Annotated in this window: 18 protein-coding genes and 1 pseudogene; 6 read left to right on the forward strand and 13 right to left on the reverse strand. The window is 35.6% G+C overall.

Translation table 11 applies throughout. The features are described from left to right. Positions 1 to 3: 3 nt before the first annotated feature. Positions 4 to 348, reverse strand: a complete 345-nt coding sequence (locus tag I5M32_RS01190; protein ID WP_200584152.1) for a PadR family transcriptional regulator — start codon at positions 346 to 348, stop codon at positions 4 to 6. Positions 349 to 709: 361 nt separating this feature from the next. Between I5M32_RS01190 and I5M32_RS01195 the strand changes: the two genes are divergently transcribed. The 3 genes from I5M32_RS01195 to I5M32_RS01205 are packed head-to-tail and all read left to right on the forward strand — an operon-like array spanning position 710 to position 6,036. Further along, complete coding sequence (locus I5M32_RS01195; protein WP_200584155.1) at positions 710 to 3,787, forward strand: SusC/RagA family TonB-linked outer membrane protein; 3,078 nt, start codon at positions 710 to 712, stop codon at positions 3,785 to 3,787. 12 nt (positions 3,788 to 3,799) lie between these two features. After that, on the forward strand, positions 3,800 to 5,203 hold the full coding sequence (locus I5M32_RS01200) for a RagB/SusD family nutrient uptake outer membrane protein (RefSeq protein ID WP_200584158.1): 1,404 nt from the start codon (positions 3,800 to 3,802) through the stop codon (positions 5,201 to 5,203). Between the two features lie 11 nt (positions 5,204 to 5,214). Further along, the gene (locus I5M32_RS01205; RefSeq protein ID WP_200584161.1) at positions 5,215 to 6,036 is read left to right on the forward strand and encodes a hypothetical protein; all 822 of its coding nucleotides are present in this window, start codon (positions 5,215 to 5,217) and stop codon (positions 6,034 to 6,036) included. Between the two features lie 111 nt (positions 6,037 to 6,147). Here I5M32_RS01205 and I5M32_RS17055 read toward each other — a convergent pair. The 10 genes and pseudogenes from I5M32_RS17055 to I5M32_RS01250 form a co-directional block, all read right to left on the reverse strand. Continuing rightward, a pseudogene (locus tag I5M32_RS17055) lies at positions 6,148 to 6,551 on the reverse strand (IS1634 family transposase); the annotation flags it as partial. 13 nt (positions 6,552 to 6,564) lie between these two features. After that, positions 6,565 to 6,810 (reverse strand): hypothetical protein, encoded by a 246-nt coding sequence (locus I5M32_RS01210; RefSeq protein WP_200584164.1) that lies wholly within the window; start codon positions 6,808 to 6,810, stop codon positions 6,565 to 6,567. 589 nt (positions 6,811 to 7,399) lie between these two features. Then, positions 7,400 to 9,076 (reverse strand): tetratricopeptide repeat protein, encoded by a 1,677-nt coding sequence (locus I5M32_RS01215; protein ID WP_200584167.1) that lies wholly within the window; start codon positions 9,074 to 9,076, stop codon positions 7,400 to 7,402. Positions 9,077 to 9,098: 22 nt separating this feature from the next. Further along, a complete protein-coding gene (locus I5M32_RS01220; RefSeq protein WP_200584169.1) occupies positions 9,099 to 9,992 on the reverse strand; it encodes a PstS family phosphate ABC transporter substrate-binding protein in 894 nt (297 codons plus the stop codon). Between the two features lie 238 nt (positions 9,993 to 10,230). Then, positions 10,231 to 11,052 carry an energy transducer TonB gene (locus I5M32_RS01225; RefSeq protein ID WP_200584172.1) on the reverse strand — a complete coding sequence of 274 codons (822 nt, stop codon included), beginning with the start codon at positions 11,050 to 11,052 and terminating at the stop codon, positions 10,231 to 10,233. Positions 11,053 to 11,099: 47 nt separating this feature from the next. Then, on the reverse strand, positions 11,100 to 11,648 hold the full coding sequence (locus I5M32_RS01230; protein ID WP_200584175.1) for an ExbD/TolR family protein: 549 nt from the start codon (positions 11,646 to 11,648) through the stop codon (positions 11,100 to 11,102). An 18-nt stretch (positions 11,649 to 11,666) separates the two neighbouring features. Then, the gene (locus I5M32_RS01235; RefSeq protein ID WP_200584178.1) at positions 11,667 to 12,278 is read right to left on the reverse strand and encodes an ExbD/TolR family protein; all 612 of its coding nucleotides are present in this window, start codon (positions 12,276 to 12,278) and stop codon (positions 11,667 to 11,669) included. A gap of 79 nt (positions 12,279 to 12,357) precedes the next feature. Beyond that, positions 12,358 to 13,182, reverse strand: coding sequence for a MotA/TolQ/ExbB proton channel family protein (locus I5M32_RS01240; RefSeq protein ID WP_200584181.1), 825 nt, complete (start codon positions 13,180 to 13,182; stop codon positions 12,358 to 12,360). Positions 13,183 to 13,530: 348 nt separating this feature from the next. Continuing rightward, a complete protein-coding gene (locus tag I5M32_RS01245) occupies positions 13,531 to 13,890 on the reverse strand; it encodes a translation initiation factor (protein ID WP_200584184.1) in 360 nt (119 codons plus the stop codon). Positions 13,891 to 13,900: 10 nt separating this feature from the next. Continuing rightward, the gene (locus tag I5M32_RS01250; protein WP_200584187.1) at positions 13,901 to 14,773 is read right to left on the reverse strand and encodes a diacylglycerol/lipid kinase family protein; all 873 of its coding nucleotides are present in this window, start codon (positions 14,771 to 14,773) and stop codon (positions 13,901 to 13,903) included. Between the two features lie 200 nt (positions 14,774 to 14,973). Between I5M32_RS01250 and metK the strand changes: the two genes are divergently transcribed. Beyond that, positions 14,974 to 16,227 (forward strand): methionine adenosyltransferase, encoded by a 1,254-nt coding sequence (gene metK / locus I5M32_RS01255; protein WP_200584190.1) that lies wholly within the window; start codon positions 14,974 to 14,976, stop codon positions 16,225 to 16,227. A gap of 132 nt (positions 16,228 to 16,359) precedes the next feature. Here the strand turns inward: metK and I5M32_RS01260 are convergent, their stop codons facing one another. Together I5M32_RS01260 and I5M32_RS01265 are read right to left on the reverse strand one after the other, a co-directional pair. Beyond that, the gene (locus I5M32_RS01260) at positions 16,360 to 16,860 is read right to left on the reverse strand and encodes a nucleoside-triphosphatase (RefSeq protein WP_200584193.1); all 501 of its coding nucleotides are present in this window, start codon (positions 16,858 to 16,860) and stop codon (positions 16,360 to 16,362) included. Further along, entirely contained in the window at positions 16,850 to 17,851 is a 1,002-nt protein-coding gene (locus tag I5M32_RS01265; protein ID WP_200584196.1) for a hypothetical protein, read from the reverse strand. The genes I5M32_RS01260 and I5M32_RS01265 overlap by 11 nt, the downstream gene beginning before the upstream one ends. A 60-nt stretch (positions 17,852 to 17,911) precedes the next feature. Here I5M32_RS01265 and I5M32_RS01270 point away from each other — a divergent pair, with 60 nt between their 5' ends. Together I5M32_RS01270 and gndA are read left to right on the forward strand one after the other, a co-directional pair. After that, on the forward strand, positions 17,912 to 18,655 hold the full coding sequence (locus I5M32_RS01270; RefSeq protein WP_200584199.1) for an ROK family protein: 744 nt from the start codon (positions 17,912 to 17,914) through the stop codon (positions 18,653 to 18,655). Positions 18,656 to 18,664: 9 nt separating this feature from the next. Further along, complete coding sequence (gene gndA / locus I5M32_RS01275) at positions 18,665 to 20,089, forward strand: NADP-dependent phosphogluconate dehydrogenase (protein WP_200584202.1); 1,425 nt, start codon at positions 18,665 to 18,667, stop codon at positions 20,087 to 20,089. The last annotated feature ends 20 nt before the right edge of the window (positions 20,090 to 20,109 follow it).

The following is a 20,109-nucleotide window of genomic DNA, read 5'->3' on the forward strand; positions in this document are numbered from 1 at the left end:
TCTTTAGTTTTTGTTAAGGTTCCTTTTTTTGATGGTTGATTCTATGGCATAAGATAAATCTGCCCATGTTAGGTCTAATTGGTTTAGCACCGTTGTACCGGCTTCAGATAAAGAATAATATTTTCTGGGCGGCCCAGATGTTGACTCTTGCCAATTGTATGTTAAAAGCCCATTATTTTTTAACCGGGTAAGCAAAGGATACAAAGTGCCCTCTACCACAAGTAGCTTTGCCGCCTTTAGTTCTTCGATAATATCCGAAGCATATATTTCTCCTCTGGATATGATAGAAAGGATGCAATATTCTAAAATGCCCTTCCTCATCTGCGTTTGTGTATTATCCGAAATCATATTGCAAAGATATATGTAATATTTGGTATTATGCAATACAAAGTACTAAAAAAATTAAAATTTGATAAAATCAATCAACTAGGGGGCAATTTTTTACTATGTTAGCATAGTAAAATTATAAAAAATGAAGATTTATTAAAAAACAAACTATTTTTTTGATAAGATCATAACCATAGAGCAAAAAGGCTTAAAAAACTCATAAAATTAAACCTAAAAAATTGATTAAAATTTAATATACTGTAAATCAACATATTAATAAAAATTGTTAAATTTTGTTAAATCATTTTTTGCTATTAACAATTTAATTGCTTTATATTTAGGATTAATTAACACTATAATTTAACTAAATTTTAAAAATTGTATGAAAAAACTTGTACAAAGTTTGTTCGTAATGCTATTGATCGCAACCAGCGTTTTAGCTCAGGACAAAAAAGTAACAGGAAAGGTTACGGCCAAAGACGATGGAATGCCTTTACCCGGAGTTTCTGTGAAAGTAACCGGAACTAATATAGGTACCCAAACTAACGTTGATGGTAAGTATTCAATTACTATTCCATTAAATTCAAGAACAATCGAAGTCTCCTACGTTGGCTTTTCTACGCAAAAACTTGTAGTGGGAGATAATACCGTAATTAATGTTTCACTAGCTTCTGATGCGAAGGCTCTAAGTGAAGTAATTGTAAATGGTATTGTTCCTATTAAGAGAAAAGAATTTGCTGGTGCCGCAACCAGTATCAGCTCAGAGAATCTGGGTAATAAGCCTGTTGCTTCATTTGATCAATTATTACAAGGAAGGGTACCAGGCCTGTCTGCTTTAACAAGTAGTGGGGCTCCGGGGTCATCAACTAATATAATAATTAGAGGTTCTAGTTCTCTAGCAGGTGGTAGTACTCCGCTATATATTGTAGATGGTGTGCCAATAGAACAAAATACTTTTCAAGGTTTAAACTCTAACGATTTTGAATCTGTTGAAGTTTTAAGAGATGCTAGTGCTTCTGCATTGTATGGTTCACGTGGTGCAAATGGGGTAATCGTTATTTCCACTAAAAGAGGTAAGGCTGGAAAGCTAACTATTGGTTTTGATAGCCAGTTTGGAGTTAAAACACCTCCTTCTTTTGCTTTTACTCCTCAAAGCACTAAGCAATTATTACAAACGCAAGAAAATTATGGTTTATTAGCAGACCCAAATGGTTCTGTATTAACTAATGCTAATAATTTGCCAGGTTGGGTGTACTCTCCTAAAAACCCAGGAAATGCAGGTCTTACCCCCGCCCAGAAAGCAAGATATGCCAGTATATTAGATTCTATATCACAAATAAATACTAATTGGCATGATGTAACTTTTAAAAACGGAACTTTCTCTAATAATCAAGTTACCTTGTCTGGAGGTGGAGAAAAAGTTAGGTCTTTCACTAGCTTAGGTTTATATAATGAAAAAGGAACAACTGCAAGGTCTAGCTTTGATAGGGTAACTTTAAGAAATAACATTGACATAACCGATAATAAGTTTAAAGCACAAATTTCTAGCAGCTTGGCTTATGTCTCAAGAAGTAATCAACAGTCTACTACCACAAATAGTACTGGAAACCCATTTTTATCATTCGCAATTACGCCACCCTATTCAGTACCTACATTGCCTGATGGTAATTATTATACGGGAACAGGAGCGAAATTTGTTGGAGGTAATCAATTACAACTCACGGCTTTAGATATTAATAAAAATAATCAATTAAAAGCGTTACTTTCTGGTACTGCTTCTTATGAAATTACCAATCACTTATCTGCAGCTATAACCTCAGGCATAGATTATAGAGAAACCCAAGGTAGTAATTATGGCAATAAATTGGCTTATGTTAGAATAACATCTACTACACCAACAGGAAAAGCGGGATTTCAATCAGAATCTTTAACCCGTTTTTTAACTGCGAATGTGAGGCCTTCTTTTACTTATCAGAACTTGTTTAACAATAAGCATTCTGTAAATTTTTCTGTTTTGGGAGAATATGTTGGCGAGTTTGCTAAAAGTTTAAGCCTTACGGGTTATGGTATTGATCCAAGAACACCTAATACACCTGCCGCTATTACTCAAGCTACTGCAAGTAACCAATTATTTGGTAATTTAGGAGGTGGCAAGTCGCAAAATACCTTACTGTCAGCAATGATTATTGGCAACTATACCTATGATGGGAAGTATACTCTTAATGCTTCGTATAGAAATGATGGATCTTCAAAGCTTCCTGAAAAAAATAGATGGGTTGGTTTTTATTCAATTAGTGGGGTTTGGAATGCTAAACAAGAAAACTTCTTAAAAGATGTCGATTTTGTTAATTCTTTAAGATTTAAGGCTAGTTATGGTGGCTCTGGTAATAATGGTAACGACAATTTTGCTTACGGAGATTTTGGATATTTGCCACAGTTTAGTTTAGGAACAACACTAACAGGAAACCGAACATTGTTTCCGAGTAACGTAGGTAATCCAGATTTGACTTGGGAAAAAGTCTATCAAACCAATATTGGTATAGATTTCGATATTTTCAGAGGAAAAATATTTGGAGAGTTAAACGTTTACAATAAAGTAACAAAAGATTTATTTGTGCAAAAAACCTTATCTGCAACCAGCGGTTTAGGGGTTGGAGGTAGCATCATCGTAAACGCTGGTCAGTTACAAAATAGAGGGTTTGAGTGGGATATTAATTACCGCCCGATAGATAAAAATGATTTTATTTGGACAATTTATGCAAATGGCGCTTACAATCAAAATAAAATCACAAGTTTAGGAGGAGAGCAGTCTTATGAATCGGGTACTGGTAAAATTACAGAGGGACTACCAAGTAGCGCACAATACACGGTTAGATGGGGAGGTGTAGATGCCGCTACAGGTGCTCCTTTATACTACACCAAGGACGGAAAACTTACAACTAACTATAGTTCAAATGATCAGGTTCAAACATTTGGTCAATCAGAAGCACCTTGGAAAGGCGGTTTTGGTACAGAATTGAGGTATAAGCAATTTGGTTTTTCTACATTATTTAGTTTTCAACAAGGAGCTACTAAATCAGATAATTTAGAGTATTTTGTTGAGAACACCAGTTTTATAAGGAATGGGTATAACCAATCAACTTCATTAGATTTTTGGCAAAAACCTGGTGATATTGCTTCAACACCAAGTCCAGTTTACAGCAGTAATTTCTCGTCTAAAATTCTTCATGATGCCTCTTTTATAAGACTAAGAGATGTTACAATATCTTATTTTTTGCCTAAAAGCATATTAACAAAATCTAAATTTATATCTTCTGCTAAATTATATGTACAAGGCACCAATTTAATAATGTTTACTAAATGGAGAGGACCAGACCCAGAAGCAGGTGCTCCAAACATCAACTTGAGTGAATATCCAAATCCGACTGCGTTTACTGCTGGTTTAAATTTCACGTTTTAAATATTTACGACAATGATAAAATATAAATATATTGGCTTATTTCTGTTAGGGGCCACTTTTACATTAAGTTCTTGTAAAAATACATTAGACTTAGTGCCAACAGATTCGTTCAGTAATGCGAATGCATTTAGAACTACGGATGATTTGCAACAAGGTTTAAACACGGCTTATAATCAGTTTACTGCATATTCTAACAATGTATATGTTAGTGCACTTATTTCTGATGAAGCTAAACTTGGAGCAGATAACTCTGGTCAAGGAACGTTAACTTACCAATACCAATATAGTGCTGATGCAACAACCGGGGGAGATGTAACTAATGCTTGGGGAGGATATTATTCTTTAATTGATCAAGCAAACAGGATTTTGGCAGCTACTCCTGCAGTAGCTGGAGACATTAATGTTAAAAATAACATTAAGGCTCAATTATTAGGATTAAGAGGAATTTCTCATTTTGAGTTGTTGAGAATGTACAGTAAAAACTTTTCTGCAAGCGATCCATTGGGGGTTCCATATCTAACAGCATCTAATGTATTAGGTAAACCATCCAGAAATACGCAAGCAGAAGATATGACTATGTTAGAGAAAGATTTAGCAGATTCCTATTCTTTACTTCCTGCAGTAACAACCTCAAATTTTACCGATACTGCAATCAATAAGGTTAATATTGATGCTTACAGAGCTAGGATTTCCCTTTATAAAGGTGATTATCAGAAAGCTATAGATTATGCGACTACTGTAATTAATAGTGGTATAAGACCAATTAGTTCTGGTAGTGCTTTTCAGGGCATCTGGACAGACTCTAATAATGAAGAAGTTTTATTTAGAATTAGATACGCAAACAATACTAGCTTTGGTTCTTTATTTACTACTACAAGCGGGAATATATATTTAGCTCCATCTAGTAAATTAACCAGTCTTTACGCAACTAGCGACATTAGAAAAGCAACTTACATTGGTTCTAACGGTTCAGGATTGCCTTTTGTAAAGAAATACGAAAAATCTACTGCTCGTGGTGGTAGAGCTGTTGATTTAAAAGTAATTAGAATTTCTGAGATGTATTTAATTAGAGCTGAAGCATATGCAAAGCTTACTTCACCTAATGTATTATTAGGAGCTCAAGACTTAAATACTGTTAGAAAGAACAGAATTACAGGATATACAGATCAAATTTATACGGATAAAGATGTTTTACTTGCTGACGTTATTGAAGAAAGGTTAAAAGAATTAGCTTTTGAAGGGCAGAGATTTTTTGATTTGAAAAGAAATAATTTGCCAGTCAACAGGTCAACAAATGATGCAGCACCATCATATTTAAATCTTGCTGCTAATAGTTATAGATTCGTTTTGCCAATTCCCTCTTCAGAGATTTTGGCTAATCCAAATATTGTTCAAAATAGTGGATACAATAATTAAAATAAATTATCATGAAAAAATTTATAAAACTTTTTGCATTTGTTTTTGTGTGTGCTTTCATCACTACTACATTTTCTGGTTGTAGCAATAAAGATAATTATCCAGTAACAAATCCCCCATTACAGGCATCCTTTACAGGATTGAGTACAGCTAATTTCGGAGTTTCTAACACTGTTCCGGTACCTACCTATAAATTGCCTATTGGTTTAACAACCACTTCTAATAGTGATACAAAGATAACAGTTAGTGTTACCTCTCCGACAGGTGCTGTAGAGGGAACTCAATATAAAATTGCCAGTAAGACTCTAACGTTACCCGCTGGGTCGGTATTGGGATATTTAGATATCACTTCTAGCTACGATGCTTACAAAAACGATCGTGTGGATACATTGGTAATTAAAATTACTAGTGCGGACGGTGTTACTCCATCTGATTATAACAATACTATTAAATTGGTCATAAATAAGTTTTGTCCTTTTAATGCAGATTTATTAAGTGGTGATTTTACTGTTATTACAGATGAATGGGCTGATTATGCTCCTGGTTCTACCATTACGGTTACAAAGGTAGATGCCGGCACTGTTTCCTTTAAATATGGAGCAAATAATGCAAAACCAATTTTAATAAAAGTGAATTCTAAAAATGTAACTTCGGTGACAAAGCAAGAATACGGTGATTATGGATCAGCCAATGGAGGACCATTTTCTGTTCAATCAGTCAACAGTTCTAAAAATGTTGCAGCTCCTTGCGAGGGTACAATTAGCGTTTTACTAAATCATACTAATAGCAGAGGAGATTATGGAAACTATCTTATAGTGCTTAAAAAGAAATAATCGTCTTTTATTCTAAATTTAGAACCTGTCTCCTATGTTTGTTGCAAGCAAATGTGGGAGACATTTTTTTGTTTATAGATTTTACGTAGTGAGAGTAAATAGTTGTCCAAATTAGGTTAGCAAATTTAACTTTTCTATTACTTCTACGATTTTGATTTTAGAATCCATGATTTTGGTATTTGAATCGGCTCTTATCTTGATTTCCTTTCCTGTAATTTTACTTTTTAACCGAGCATCTGTAATTTTTTTGCATTCATGAATTGAGCTTTTAATGGGGGTTTGGCTATAGGTTTGGAGATAACTAAGGTTATGTAGATTAGCAGATGAAGCTTTATAAGTTGCTCTTTATAATGGAATGTGAATCTTATCTGTAAACCACTTTTAGATTTCCTAAAGGCCTATTCTATTCTATAGAGTTCACAGTAGTTTTGTATAATAGTTTGGTTGCTAGTAACTGACTCTGGAAGATTCGTATAATATCCCTTAATTCCAAGAAGTTTATGGGTTTGCTGCAGCTCTTCCGCTCTCCTAAAACAGCTTCCTGCTTCTGGTATTCTGGATGTTCTTTGGGAAGTTTCTATTAATGTAGTTCAGCTTTACCCTTGCTTTCTTGTTGATGTCTCTCTTGCTTCCTAGCACCTCAGTGAGCTTGGCTATCGTTTTCTCTACGTTATCTTTGCTGATAACAGTCAGCTCGGGCGGTTCTGGCAGATCATCGTTGGCATCGATTACGCTCTGGGCATACTGCCATATCTGCTTTAGCTGCGTCTTCATATTTTCCTTGTTGGTCTGGATGGCTTTTTTCCAGACAGAAAGTATATCTGTTGGCATTGGTCTCTATCTTGGTCCCATCGGGATAAGCTTATTCTATGCTCAACAACCCTTTTTTTGCCAGTAAAGTGATGATTTGCTAAAATACTTTTCTCAAAACGTCCTTCAGTCTCTGGAACGGTTGACGGATAAAATCCCGGACGGTTCATGGCACTTGGATACGTAAAATAGATATTCTCTTTACAGGGCGTTTTGAGAACACGGGAAGATTAGATGTTGTTTACATATCCATATACCAGAACTTTCACTAGCACCACGGGATGATAAGGGGGTATTGCTTTTGTATGATAAGCTGGAAGCAGAGGCTCTAGATTGATTCTATCGATGAAATTATTTACAACTCTTACAACATGCTTATCAGCTGCTCTCCTAAAGATGAATGAGCACCATCATCTGATACTGGTCATAGGGCTTGAACGAAGGTGTCTTGTTTGCTATTGTACTTTTTAAGCCTGGATGTAAGGAAATCAGATTTTTATAAAAAAGGCTGCCTTTTTGAGACAGCCTCTTTATAATCAATTAAAAAATTGCTTTATTTACCAGCCTTTAAAGCCGCAACTGCATCTTTTACCTGTTGGTTATTTGGATCAATCTCTAATGCTTTATTAAAGCTTTCTAAAGATTTTTGTTTATCCGTTTTGATGTAGTAAGCACCGATAGAAGAATAGGCCTCAACCAAGTTCTTTTTATCTGCTGCGGTTTGTTCTGTTTTGGCTAAGGTAAGCTCTATCAGCTTTTCATAAGCGGCTTTTACTTTATCGTTTTCGTTAACCGGGTTTAAATAATATTCTACCCGGGCTAAATATAAATAAGCATCTATATTGTTTGCCGTAACTGCTACATAATTGAAAGCACTATCTGCAGCTAATAAAGTGTTCTTCATCGCTAAAGAATCTTTAGAGTTTTCTCTAACCATGCCAGCGTAAGAAAAGTAGTTAGAATAACCTAAGTAAAACCAATCTTTTAAAGACGCTTTTGGTAGCTTAGATAATTTATTATAATAGTTTGCAGCCTTATCGTATTTTTTACTAGAAAAATAGGTAGATGCAATGGTGCCCAATACTTCGGTATTAGCCGTATCTAATTTAGAAGCTTTAATATAATTTAAAATGGCTAAAGAATCTTGGCTTAAATCGGCGTAAGCCTTACCAATTTTCAAATAATCATCTGCTATTACCCTATTGCTATCAATCTCACTAACAAATGATGTTAAGGCATCTAAACCAGCTTGCGTGTCTTTATTTTCTATGGCGGCATAACCTTTAAATCTTTTGGCTAGGATATAGTTTTTGTTATATGCAGGAGAATTTATAAAATCTGTGGCTGCTTTTTCTAAACCTGTATAATCTTCGGCATTGAACAAGAAAATCAAATAGCGGTATTGCGACTCGGCAGATCTATCGGTTAAATCTAGATATTTAGAATAATTGTCTTTAGCTTTTGGCAAAAGCTCGGCTCTTTTTGCTGGAAAAGCCGAAGCCCAACGGTAATAATTTTCAGCTAAAGCCCTGTAAGCGGGGCCAAAATTCGCATCTTTTGAAATCACGCCTTTTAGGGTGCTTTCAGATAATTCAAAATTGTAAGCTTGTGTCCAGATTTCTCCAATATTAACCTCTACGGCCAATAGATTATCTTTTAAGGTTAAGGCCCTTTGATATTCTGCAACAGCTTCGCTATTTTTCTTTTCGGTTTTGTAGGCGTTACCCATTGCAATGTGCAGCTCGGGGTCTTTTTCGCCATTTTCTTTTGCTTTTTCAAACCATTCAAAAGCTTTTGGCAAATCTCTAGATGGTTCATAAGTATAAGCCTCACCTATATAGATATATTCTAGGTAATCTTTTCTTCTCATATCTGCGGTTGCCTTGGCAAAATTTTTCTGGGCGGCCACAGTATCTTTCTTAAAAAGATCAACAGTACCCAATCCTACATAATTTAAACTGAATTTACCTTTATCATCGGCAGCAATTCCTTTTTGAAAAACAGTTTTTGCAGAATCTGGCATATTTAATCTTAGGTAAAGATCGCCGTAATAAAAGTAATTTTCTGGGCTGGGTTGGTTTTTTACCAAATTGCCAAATAATGATTTTGCCTTTTGATATTGCTCTGCTGTAACCGCTTTTCTGGCATCCTCTAAACTTTGGGCCATCGTTATAGAACCTATAAACACTAAGCCTATGGTTCCTATCGCTATTTTCTTAACTATATTCATAATTCAATTATATAAAAAAAATTTAATTTCTAATTTTAATTTGTCGGCTAGGTAAAGAATCGGGAGCCAATCCTGACTTTAATATGATCCTTTGTCCTAACTCGCTAGCCACAAAAGCTGCAAACCCTGTGCCTAACCCGGCCCTTCCCTGACAATTGATAATGTATAGATCCCTAATCAATGGATAATTATCGACTTTTAAATTGCTTTGGGTTGGCTTTTCATAAGTTTTACCTTCTCCTTTAACCGCAATAAACCGTGTTTTTTCAACATCGGCGGCTATGTCTTGCGTTGGTCTTTTCATCCAGGCCACGCTTACTATTCCAATCGCATTTGGATTTTTTACTATATACTTAATTACTTCTTTATTAGATTTTAAAGCATACACGTTTTTTGGAAAAGTTTTAACGCCAGTTAATGACATTAAGTATTCTACAGTGCTAGATTTTGGGTTATCAAACACAATAGGGGTGTTTTTTTTTGAGTTCCCGGATAGCGCATCTTTTAATTCTGTTACGGTAATTAATGAATCGGGATTGTTTTTTCCGGTTATTAGGGCAATACCATCAATAGCGAATTTTGTATATCTAATAATGATGTTTTTATCTAGATAGCTCTTGGCTTCCTTTTCGGATAGTTTCCTTGGTAAAATCGCAACATCAATGCTATCGCTAGTAAATAAATCTAAAGCATCTGTAAGCGGTTTATAAATGATATTTATATTGGCCCTTTTATAATCATTAGAAAAGATTTGGTACTCATCATCTACAATGGGATAGAGTGATTCATCTGCCACCATTGTTGCGTTTCCGTAAGTGATCTCATCCGTATTATCAGAAACCGTTTGTTGCCTACAGGCAAACATGATGAGTAAAGAGAACATGAATACAAAAGGGAGAAATCCTTTTTTAATCATCTTATTGATTTTTAATTAATCTTACAAACCTGAAAAAAGAATAGGAAATAAGTAAAACACCCAAGGCAACTTTCCACCATATATTAACGCCGATCATTAGTGGAAACTTATCCCAAAAAATAATTGCGATGCCCATTGCCAAATACACAAGAAACATCACTAGCCCTAAAATAAGCAGAAATCGCTTTGCGGGCGATTTCTGTCTATCTCTAAATTTCTGGTATGCCATTAGCACATATTAATTTTGAAGTTGGAAGAAAATCGGGACGGTATAGGATACACGAACCGGTCTTCCGTTTTGAATACCAGGACTCCATTTAGGAGAGGTTTTTAACACCCTTATCGCTTCTTCATCGCATCCTCCACCAATACCTCTTACCACTTTAATATCGGTAAGGGAACCGTCTTTTTCTACCACAAATTGGCAATATACCCTACCTTGAATGCCAGCTTCTTTAGCTACGGGAGGGTATCTTAAATTTTTACCAAGATATTTACCAAAAGCATCTAAACCACCCGGAAATGCAGGTAAAACCTCAACATTTTGGAAAATCTCGTTTGTATCTTCGGTTTTCTCTTGGTTAACAGGGCCGTTTCCAACGGGTGTATTAATTACAATCTCTGCGTTGGGGTCTCCTTTAATGGTTTTAGCGCCAGGGTCTGCTTTAGCCAATTCCTTTACGGTTGGCGGTTCTTCTTCAACAACCTCTTTATCGGGCTTTACAACGGGCGGAGGAAATTTAATTTGATCCACTTTTGGTGGTGGCGGTTCTACCGGTGGCGGTGGAGGAGGAAGTTTTTTATCAATAGGCGGTGGCGAAGCCAAAACAACCTCTGTTAATTTATCCTTCTTTACAGGCTCGTCGGGTACAAACCCGCTTAAATACTTAATAATTATTGGTGATGAAATTGCCAATGAAAATAACAAACAACCAATAATAATAGCCTTATTGGTGCTTTTGTTATTTTCTTTACGTAACTGGTAAGCTCCGTAATCTTGGTTTCTACCCGCAAAAACTATATCGATCCAATTTTTATTTAGGATATCTAGCTTAGACATATTGTTTTTATTTTAGGGTGTAAATAAATTTATGAACATTGTTAAAACTATTTGTTGTATGCTCCTTGTTCTTTCATTAAGCTGATCTCTGCCTTCTCGATTTTGTTGTTAACGCCGTAGGAAGGTACTGAAGCAATTTTTATCTCGTCTAGAATATCAACAAAGTTTTTATAGTTAGACAAATCCGTTGGTTTAACAATAACCATTAATCCTTTCTCCGGATTACCGGTTGTGGCTATAACCTTTTTATTGTTTTCTACTAAAGATTGACGAATCCCGTTTTTACCGAAATTATCTACCGTTGGCGGGTTGTCTCCAATTACGCCCATGTACCAAACTATTTTATTGTCGGAGCCCAACAATACCGTCATTGTTCTGGAAGCTTTAACGTCTAATTCCTCATTTTTTTTGCTCTTATCAGGCATGAACATATCCATAGCCTGAGGTTTGGCCAGGGTAGTGGTAAGCATAAAGAACGTAATCAATAAAAAAGCTAAATCTACCATTGCAGTTAGATCTACCCTGGTTGATTGTTTTTTACTTCTTACCTTCCCGCCTTTCTTACTACCCCCGCCGGAGGTATCTAATTCTGCCATTTCTTTCGAGTTTTTAAATTATTTTACTCCTTCTAAAGAAGTAATCAAACTAAATTTATTAATTTTTTGATCCTGTAAGATATCGATTACTTTTCTAATCGTTGGATATTCTTCTTTAGAGTCTCCTTTAATAGAGAATCTCAAATCGGTATTGTGCAGCTCTTTGGTAGCATACCTTGCTTGTAATATCCATTGCTTTAGCTCATTGTTGGCGCCAGAATCACATGGGATACCAGGTTGGTTTATTTTCATCCTTTCTGTATTATCCATTGCGATAAATTGCTTTAAACTAGCAACGGGAACACCAAAATTCTCAATTACAGAAAAACGTTTCTTCTCTTCGTCTGTGAATTTGATATTATATTGTTCTCCTATGCGCTGTAAAGTGTTTATTCTCACATCTTGTCCTACAACTCCAAAAAATACTTTGTCTTTACCCACGGTAAGGGTAGATATGTCAGTATCGGGCAGCTTAACAGTTACGCTAGAAGATGGTATTTCTACCTCTAAAGCTTCTGGTTGCCTAGCAGTTGCCGTAAGGATAAAGAAAGTGAGCAGCAAAAAAGCCACGTCGCACATTGCGGTCATATCCGTAGTTGTGCTTTTTCTTTTGATTTTTACTTTTGGCATCTTATTATTTTTTTACAATTAAACTAACTTAACTTTCCCATTTTAATGTGTTAAACGGGCAATATAACTACTCTAAATATTAGTGGGTAGCAGCGTAAGTTTGTACAATCGAGAAACCTGCCTCATCAATTGAATAGGTTAAACTATCAATTTTTGAAGTGAAAAAGTTGTAAGAAATAACCGCTAATAATGAGGTAGATATACCCGTTGCGGTATTGATTAATGCTTCTGATATACCATTTGCCAATTGGGCTTGATCTGGAGCGCCAGCAGTGGCCAAACCAGCAAAGGCCTTGATCATACCAGTAACCGTACCCAATAAACCACCCAATGTACCAACAGATACCAAGGTAGCGATAATGGTTAAGTTTTGTTCTAACATCGGCATTTCTAATGCTGTTGCTTCTTCAATGTCTTTTTGGATCGCTAAACATTTTTGTTCCGTATCCATTACAGTATCGGTTTCTACTTCTTTATATTTTAAAAGGCCAGATTTTATAACTGCCGCAACAGAGCCTTTTTGCTTATCGCACTCACTGATCGCTCCTTCTACATTTCTAGAAGTTAATAAAGTTTGTACTTTTCTAACAAAAGCATCAACGTTGCCAGATCCAGCGGCTTTGCTGATAACGAAAAAACGTTCGATTGAAAATACGACAACCATCAAGAACATAGACATTAAGAAAGGTACGATGTAACCCCCTTTATAAATCATGGCGAAGTAGTTTCCGGGTAGTGGGTGGCCTGTGTTGTCTCCGCCCTCAAAGTTGGAGCCATTACCCATTACAAATAAAAATAAAGTCCATCCCACTATAATACAGATTATGATAGCTAATCCTGCGAAAATCCCAGAACCTTTAGAGTTCTCTTTCTTAGCCGTGGTAGGTTTTGGTGCGTTTGCCATTGTTTTTTAGTTTTTAGTTTTAAATTTAATTAATGTGTGTTTATTATCAGTTTGTTTTTTTTATGCGAATAACAAATTTATGATTTATCCTTTAATATCAAAATTTTGTGAAATTCTTGAAAAAGACAAATATTATAAGTAGATATTAATTTTATGTTAACAATAAACGTTAAAATAAAAAAAGATTGCCCCGCATAGGCAATCTTTTACAATGAAAACTATTTTAGTTTTAAAAAGCAAATTATAGCAGATTTTTTTTTGTTCAATTGGACCATTGTTCTAAATTTTTTGTTGTTAATGCTTTTAGATTCTAAATATCGTTAAAAACCTTGGATTCTTTATAGCAATTTACCCGCCAATTCTTTTTGCCCTGTAACCTTCTGAAAGCAGTAAAGTCATAATTTTTGTTATAAAATCTCCTTGGATCAATATTTCTCCGTTTTTAACAGATCCACCAACTCCGCATTTTGTTTTTAATTTTTTCCCCAATTCTTTCAATTCTTCCTCTGGGCCAATAAAACCTGTAACTAAGGTTACGGCTTTACCCCCCCTTTGTTTTTTATCTAGCTGTATCCTTAAATCCTGGTTTTTGGGCACTATGGACTCTACTTCGCTATCTTCTTGAAAATCTAAATTTTGATCTGGGTTTGTAGAATAGATTAAGCCATCAAAACTGCTGATTTTCTTATTGGTCTTTTTATTGGGCATTGCAATTGGTTTAAACAATTAAATTTAATGCTAGATGTTTAATCTCGATGTTCAAATTTTTGCCTTTGATCAAAGGTTCGCCATCTATATGTATCGGGCCTTCTTTTTCTCTAACTAAAGTAGCTTCTTTTACTTTTAAGATTTCTACATATTTAGATTGGTGTGCGGTTTTTGAGAACATCCTAAACCCTAAAATAGGGAAAACTGATAAAGGAAAGGGTTTTATAATGCAAATATCTAATAAATTATCGGTTAATGAAGCCCCAGGAGCTATATGGGCATTATTGCCATACTGTGATGAATTGGCGATACTTAGCATAAATGCCTCTCTTTCAATAGTTTTTTCTACGGTTTTTATTTGATAGCGCTGAGGTTTATAACTACGTAATTCTGCCAAGGTTGATTTGATGTAGTTTTTAAACCCCCTTTGTTTGCTATTTGCAAAATGTGTGCTTATATGGGCATCAAAACCCATACCTGCCATGTTGATGAATTTTTCCCCATCAATTATACCAACGTCTATCTTAATGGTTTTAAATTGGTTTATTTTTTCAATAGCTTTTACGTGGTTTAATGGGATTTTTAAGGTTCTGGCCAAGCCGTTGCCAGATCCACACGGGATAATTCCCATCGTTTTACCCGAAGATTCTAAAACAGAGGCAATTTCATTTATAGTCCCATCGCCGCCAACGGCAACAACAATATCAAACTGATTTAACAGGGCTTGTTTGGCGAGCAGTTTTGCATGGTTGATATAATCGGTATAGATTATTTCTGCATCAAAAATGCCCAAATTTAGGTGCCGATCTATTAAACTTGGGAAAAAAGTTTTGTTTAAACCACCAGAAATAGGATTTACGATGAAGAGGATCTTCTGTTTCAAAAAAAATAGATTTATATTTTGCAAAGTAATTCTATTTTTCTCAAAAAATAAAAATTGTTATACCTTTGCACCATAATTAAGTGGAATGATTTGAAATGATTGCAACCACGTAAAAAAAATGCTAAACCATTATGCGTTAAGCCCCATCTATTGCAATCCTTCAAAATTTCCCACAGTCTTAACAGTTTAAATTTTTAAATATGTCATATTTATTCACGTCCGAATCGGTTTCTGAAGGACACCCAGACAAAGTTGCGGATCAGATCTCTGATGCTTTAATCGATAATTTCTTAGCTTTTGATAAGGATTCTAAGGTTGCCTGCGAAACATTGGTAACCACGGGCCAGGTTGTTTTGGCCGGCGAAGTGAAGTCTAAAACTTATTTAGACGTACAAAAAATTGCTAGGGATGTAATCAGAAAAATTGGTTATACCAAGTCTGAGTATATGTTTGAGGCAAATTCTTGTGGTATTCTATCGGCCATACATGATCAGTCCCAAGATATTAACCAAGGGGTTGACCGTAGCAACCCAGAAGAGCAAGGGGCGGGTGATCAAGGGATGATGTTTGGTTATGCCACCAATGAAACCGATAATTATATGCCTTTGGCTTTAGATTTGGCGCATAAATTATTGATCGAACTTGCTGCTTTAAGAAGGGAAAACAAAGAGATTAAATATTTAAGGCCCGATGCAAAATCACAGGTAACCATAGAGTATGATGATAGCCATCAGCCCGTTAGGATAGATAGCGTAGTAATTTCTACCCAGCATGATGATTTTGACGAAGAAGCAACTATGTTGGCTAAAATTAAAAAAGACATCATTAATATATTAATCCCTAGGGTTAAAGCAGCTACAAAACCAGAGTTGCAAAAACTGTTCAACAATCAGATCAAATATCATATTAACCCAACGGGTAAATTCGTTATTGGGGGCCCTCATGGGGACACTGGTTTAACGGGCAGAAAAATTATTGTGGATACTTACGGAGGTAAAGGCGCACACGGCGGCGGTGCTTTTTCTGGAAAGGACCCTTCTAAAGTAGATCGTTCGGCAGCGTATGCAACCCGGCATATCGCAAAAAATTTAGTGGCAGCGGGTGTTGCGGATGAGGTTTTGGTTCAAGTTTCTTATGCTATTGGTGTTGCCGAGCCATGTGGTATTTTTATTGATACCAAAGGAACTGCAAAAGTGGGTTTAACAGACGGAGAGATTGCCAAAAAGGTAGAAAAGATTTTTGATATGCGCCCTTATTTTATAGAGCAACGCTTAAAACTAAGAAACCCAATTTATTCTGAAACTGCCGCTTACGGGCATATGGGGCGTAACAATGAAGTGGTAAGCAAGAAATTTTACGCTGCCAACGGCGAAGAAAAAACCGTTGAGGTAGAGTTGTTTACTTGGGAAAAACTTGATTTTGTAGATAAGGTTAAAACCGAGTTTGGGATTTGATCTTTGATCAATAAAAATTTAGAAATCAGCACCGTAATAAATAGGGTGCTGATTTTTTTGTTTTAAGGGCATTGGTAATTTTGGCAATCGTTAAATAAATTTTATATAAAAAATCTTATGGTAGGAGTTCTATTAGGGATACTTATTTTCTCTAAAAAACCCAACATTAACTATCTCAGCATCTTTAAACCCGTATTTTTTTATGGTGGCATCCAACAGGTAATCTCTTACTATAATAATGATCTTTGTTTCTGGAGAATTTGCACTAAAGTTTTCCAAAACCAAAGAAAGAGCGGGTTCTAAACCTTTATCAGCTAATTCTAATTTTCCTATTTCATCAATAATTAACCATTCTGTTTTTCTTCGGAGCGCTTCGTAAAAAATAGCTATCGCTTTTTTAAAAGCACTTTTTAAAAAAACAAACCTTCCAATTACCTCTACTTCCCTTAATTCGTTCACATTGGTTTCAAAAGGATGGTATGTATGGTATTTTACATCATAAAGCATCCTTACGCCATCAATATCTGGTGTTAAAATGCCAGAAACGTTTTTTCTGTTTTTAACCCAACCAAGCACAGCAGAAGTTTTTCCGCTTTGGATGCTATCAGAAAACAAAAAAATCTTATTGTTCATATATGCTCAATGCAATTAAATTATAAACAAACTCTTTATAAACAAAAACGCCCTTAGCTTGGTTTTTAGCCAAATTAAGGGCAGGTTTAATATTGCTTTTAAGCGAAGGTATCAGTTCTAAAATGCTAGAAACGTTTTCGCTATATTTATTTTTATTCTTGTTTATCCATTTAAAAAACAGCCATTTTAACAAAGGGCTCAATAAAATCCAAATACCTAAGATTAGTAACGTTCTATAAAAAGAACCGAGCAACAGGTCTGATTTAAGGGATACCGCTAAAACCAAAAGAAACAATAGAAACAGAAAAAGCCCCAAATATTTAGAATTGTATAATGATTTTTTCTTTTTTGTAGGATTTTCTAAAGCTTCTAGTTTAGGTAGATCTGCCACCATCAAAAACCTTTCATAAATTTTTTGAGGAAGTTTATTTGCCAAATAACCGATATAAATGGCCCAAATTAAATATAACGAAAGATAAACGCCGATTAAATAAGTAGAGGAAGAAACAAACTTCAATTCAAACTCTTTTAAAACAGAATCGGTAAATTTATCAAAAGCTACGATAAGCGACGAGCCAAACAACACCCAAAGAACTAAGAGTTTTTGCAGTGCTGTTTCCATCAAACAAACAATGGCCGTAAAATAGCCCGCAAGTTTCTGGTTCTTGATCGTCCCAAATATAATTGCCCCAAAAAAACCTTGAAAAGCAACTGCTAAATAAGCGTTAAAAGGGCTTTGTGGGCTTGCCATCGCTTTAACAATTAGCACTAAAATTGTGGCATTAATAATGCTTTTAAAAGGGTTGTGAGATAAATAAGCAATATATCTAATGATGATAATTGCAAAAGCGGCCAAAAAAAAGCCTGCAAAAGGAAGGCGATAAGCATGTAAAATTCCGCCTAAACCAGATTCGCTTAAAGCCCAAAGAGCCGTAAGTTTCTCTATATTTTGTAGTTTAGTGGTGTAATTGTTTTTTTGCCGCCTTAGCATGATGGTAAAAATACAACATGATATTTATATCAAGATTTAAAATTTAACTTAAAAAATCAAATGAAATCAGACCCAAAAGAAAGGTATTTGGCAATAGATATTGGCGGTTCCCACATTAAATCAACCATTTTAAATATGGATGGAGAGATGCAGATCGAGTATCAAAAAATAACGACCCCAAAAAATGCCACGCCCGATCAGGTAATAGAATCCATCGCAACTTTGATCAAAGATTTTTCTGAGTACGATAAGATTTCTATCGGTTTCCCTGGGTTTATAAAAAACGGCGTGGTACAAACAGCCCCTAACCTAAACAACAAAGCTTTCAAAAATTTTAACCTTAGTCAAGCAATTGCCTCTAAGTTTAATAAACCTGTAAGGTTGGTTAATGATGCCGATATGCAAGGTTTGGGCGTAGTGAGCAGGGTAGGGTTAGAAATGGTAATTACTTTGGGAACAGGTTTTGGTACCGCTTTATTTATGGACGGAAAATTGTTGCCTCATTTAGAGTTGGCGCACCTACCAGTAAGAAAAGGGATGGATTATGATGATTTTATTGGCGATAAAGCTTTGGAGGCCGATGGCTTAGAAAAATGGAACGCTAAGCTAAAAGAGGTTTTAGAAACGTTTAGTGCCGTTATTAATTACGATAGTTTGTTTTTGAGCGGCGGGAATGCCAAAAAAATAAATTTTGATTTGGACAAGAATATAAAACTGGTGGGCAATAGGGACGGGATAAAAGGAGGGATGTTTCTTTGGAAAGAAGAAGATGGTTACTGTGTAAGAACGGTAAACCCGATATAAATTAAAATAATGAAAAATTCAGAAGATAAAAAATACGCCCTCGGGATGATTGGTTTGGGCACAATGGGCAGAAATCTATTGCTAAACATGGCCGATAAAGGTTTTAACGTTACCGGCTATGATAAAAGCGAAGAGCAAGTAGCGTTATTAAAAAAAGAGGGCTTAAAAACCGATACTACCGGAACGGCTAACATCAAAGAGTTTGTAAACAGTTTAAAAACGCCAAGAACCATTATGATGCTTGTGCCGGCGGGCAAAATTGTAGATGCAGTTATACAAGAACTATTGCCTTTGTTAGATGAGGGAGATTTAATTGTGGATGGTGGAAATTCACATTATACAGATACCGATAAAAGGTTTTTAGAACTCCAGAAAAAGAAAATCCACTTCTTTGGGATGGGGATCTCTGGTGGAGAGAAAGGTGCAAGGTTTGGCCCAAGTATGATGCCGGGCGGCGATAAAAAAGCTTATAAGGTAATGAAGCCTATTTTAGAGGCTGTTTCTGCAAAAGTTGACGGGGAACCTTGCGTAACTTACATTGGTCCGGGCGCATCGGGCCATTTTGTGAAAATGGTGCATAACGGGATAGAATACGCCTTGATGCAAATGATAGCCGAAGCTTATGAATTGATGAAAGTGGGCTTGGCCATGCCCGATAAAGAGATTGGTGCAGAATTTAAGAAATGGAACAATGGAAAATTGCAATCTTATCTTTTAGAAATAACTAGCGAAATATTCAATATAAAAGAAGATGGGGATAAAGATATTTTGCTCAATTACATCAAAGACGAGGCAAAAGCAAAGGGAACCGGGAAATGGACCTCTCAAGCATCTATGGATTTACAATCTGTAACTACCTGTATAGATGCTGCCGTTGCCATGCGAGATTTATCCAAACAAAAAGATTTACGTTTAGCTGTTGATGCCGTTTATAAAGATGCCACAAAGATTGATATAGATAAGAGGGAGGTTTTAAAAGACCTGGAAGATGCCGCATCTTTTACCATGAAGGTAATTTACACCCAAGGTATGGAACTGATGCAGAAGGCATCGCAAGAAATGGGTTACGATCTAAACTTAGCCGATTGTGCCAAGATTTGGCGAGGAGGTTGCATCATCAGGGCAGCGTTTTTAGAGGAAATTTACGAGGCTTATCAAAACAATGCCGATTTGGAAAACCTTCTTTTAGACAAAAAAGTGTCAAATCAAATTAAAAGTACGGTAAATGCGGCAAGAAGTATTATTATTGCAGCCGTAAAAGCAGGTATTGGAACTACGGTTTTTTCATCGGCTTTAAGCTATTTTGATAATTTAAAAACAGGTAGAATGCCTTCAAACCTAATTCAAGCACAGCGAGATTATTTTGGCGCACATACTTACGAACGCATAGATAAAGAAGGCATATTTCATACGCAATGGCAAACAGAATCTTAACCCAACCAACTCAAGAAAAA

Source organism: Pedobacter segetis, from assembly GCF_016623585.1.
GTDB lineage: Bacteria > Bacteroidota > Bacteroidia > Sphingobacteriales > Sphingobacteriaceae > Pseudopedobacter > Pseudopedobacter segetis.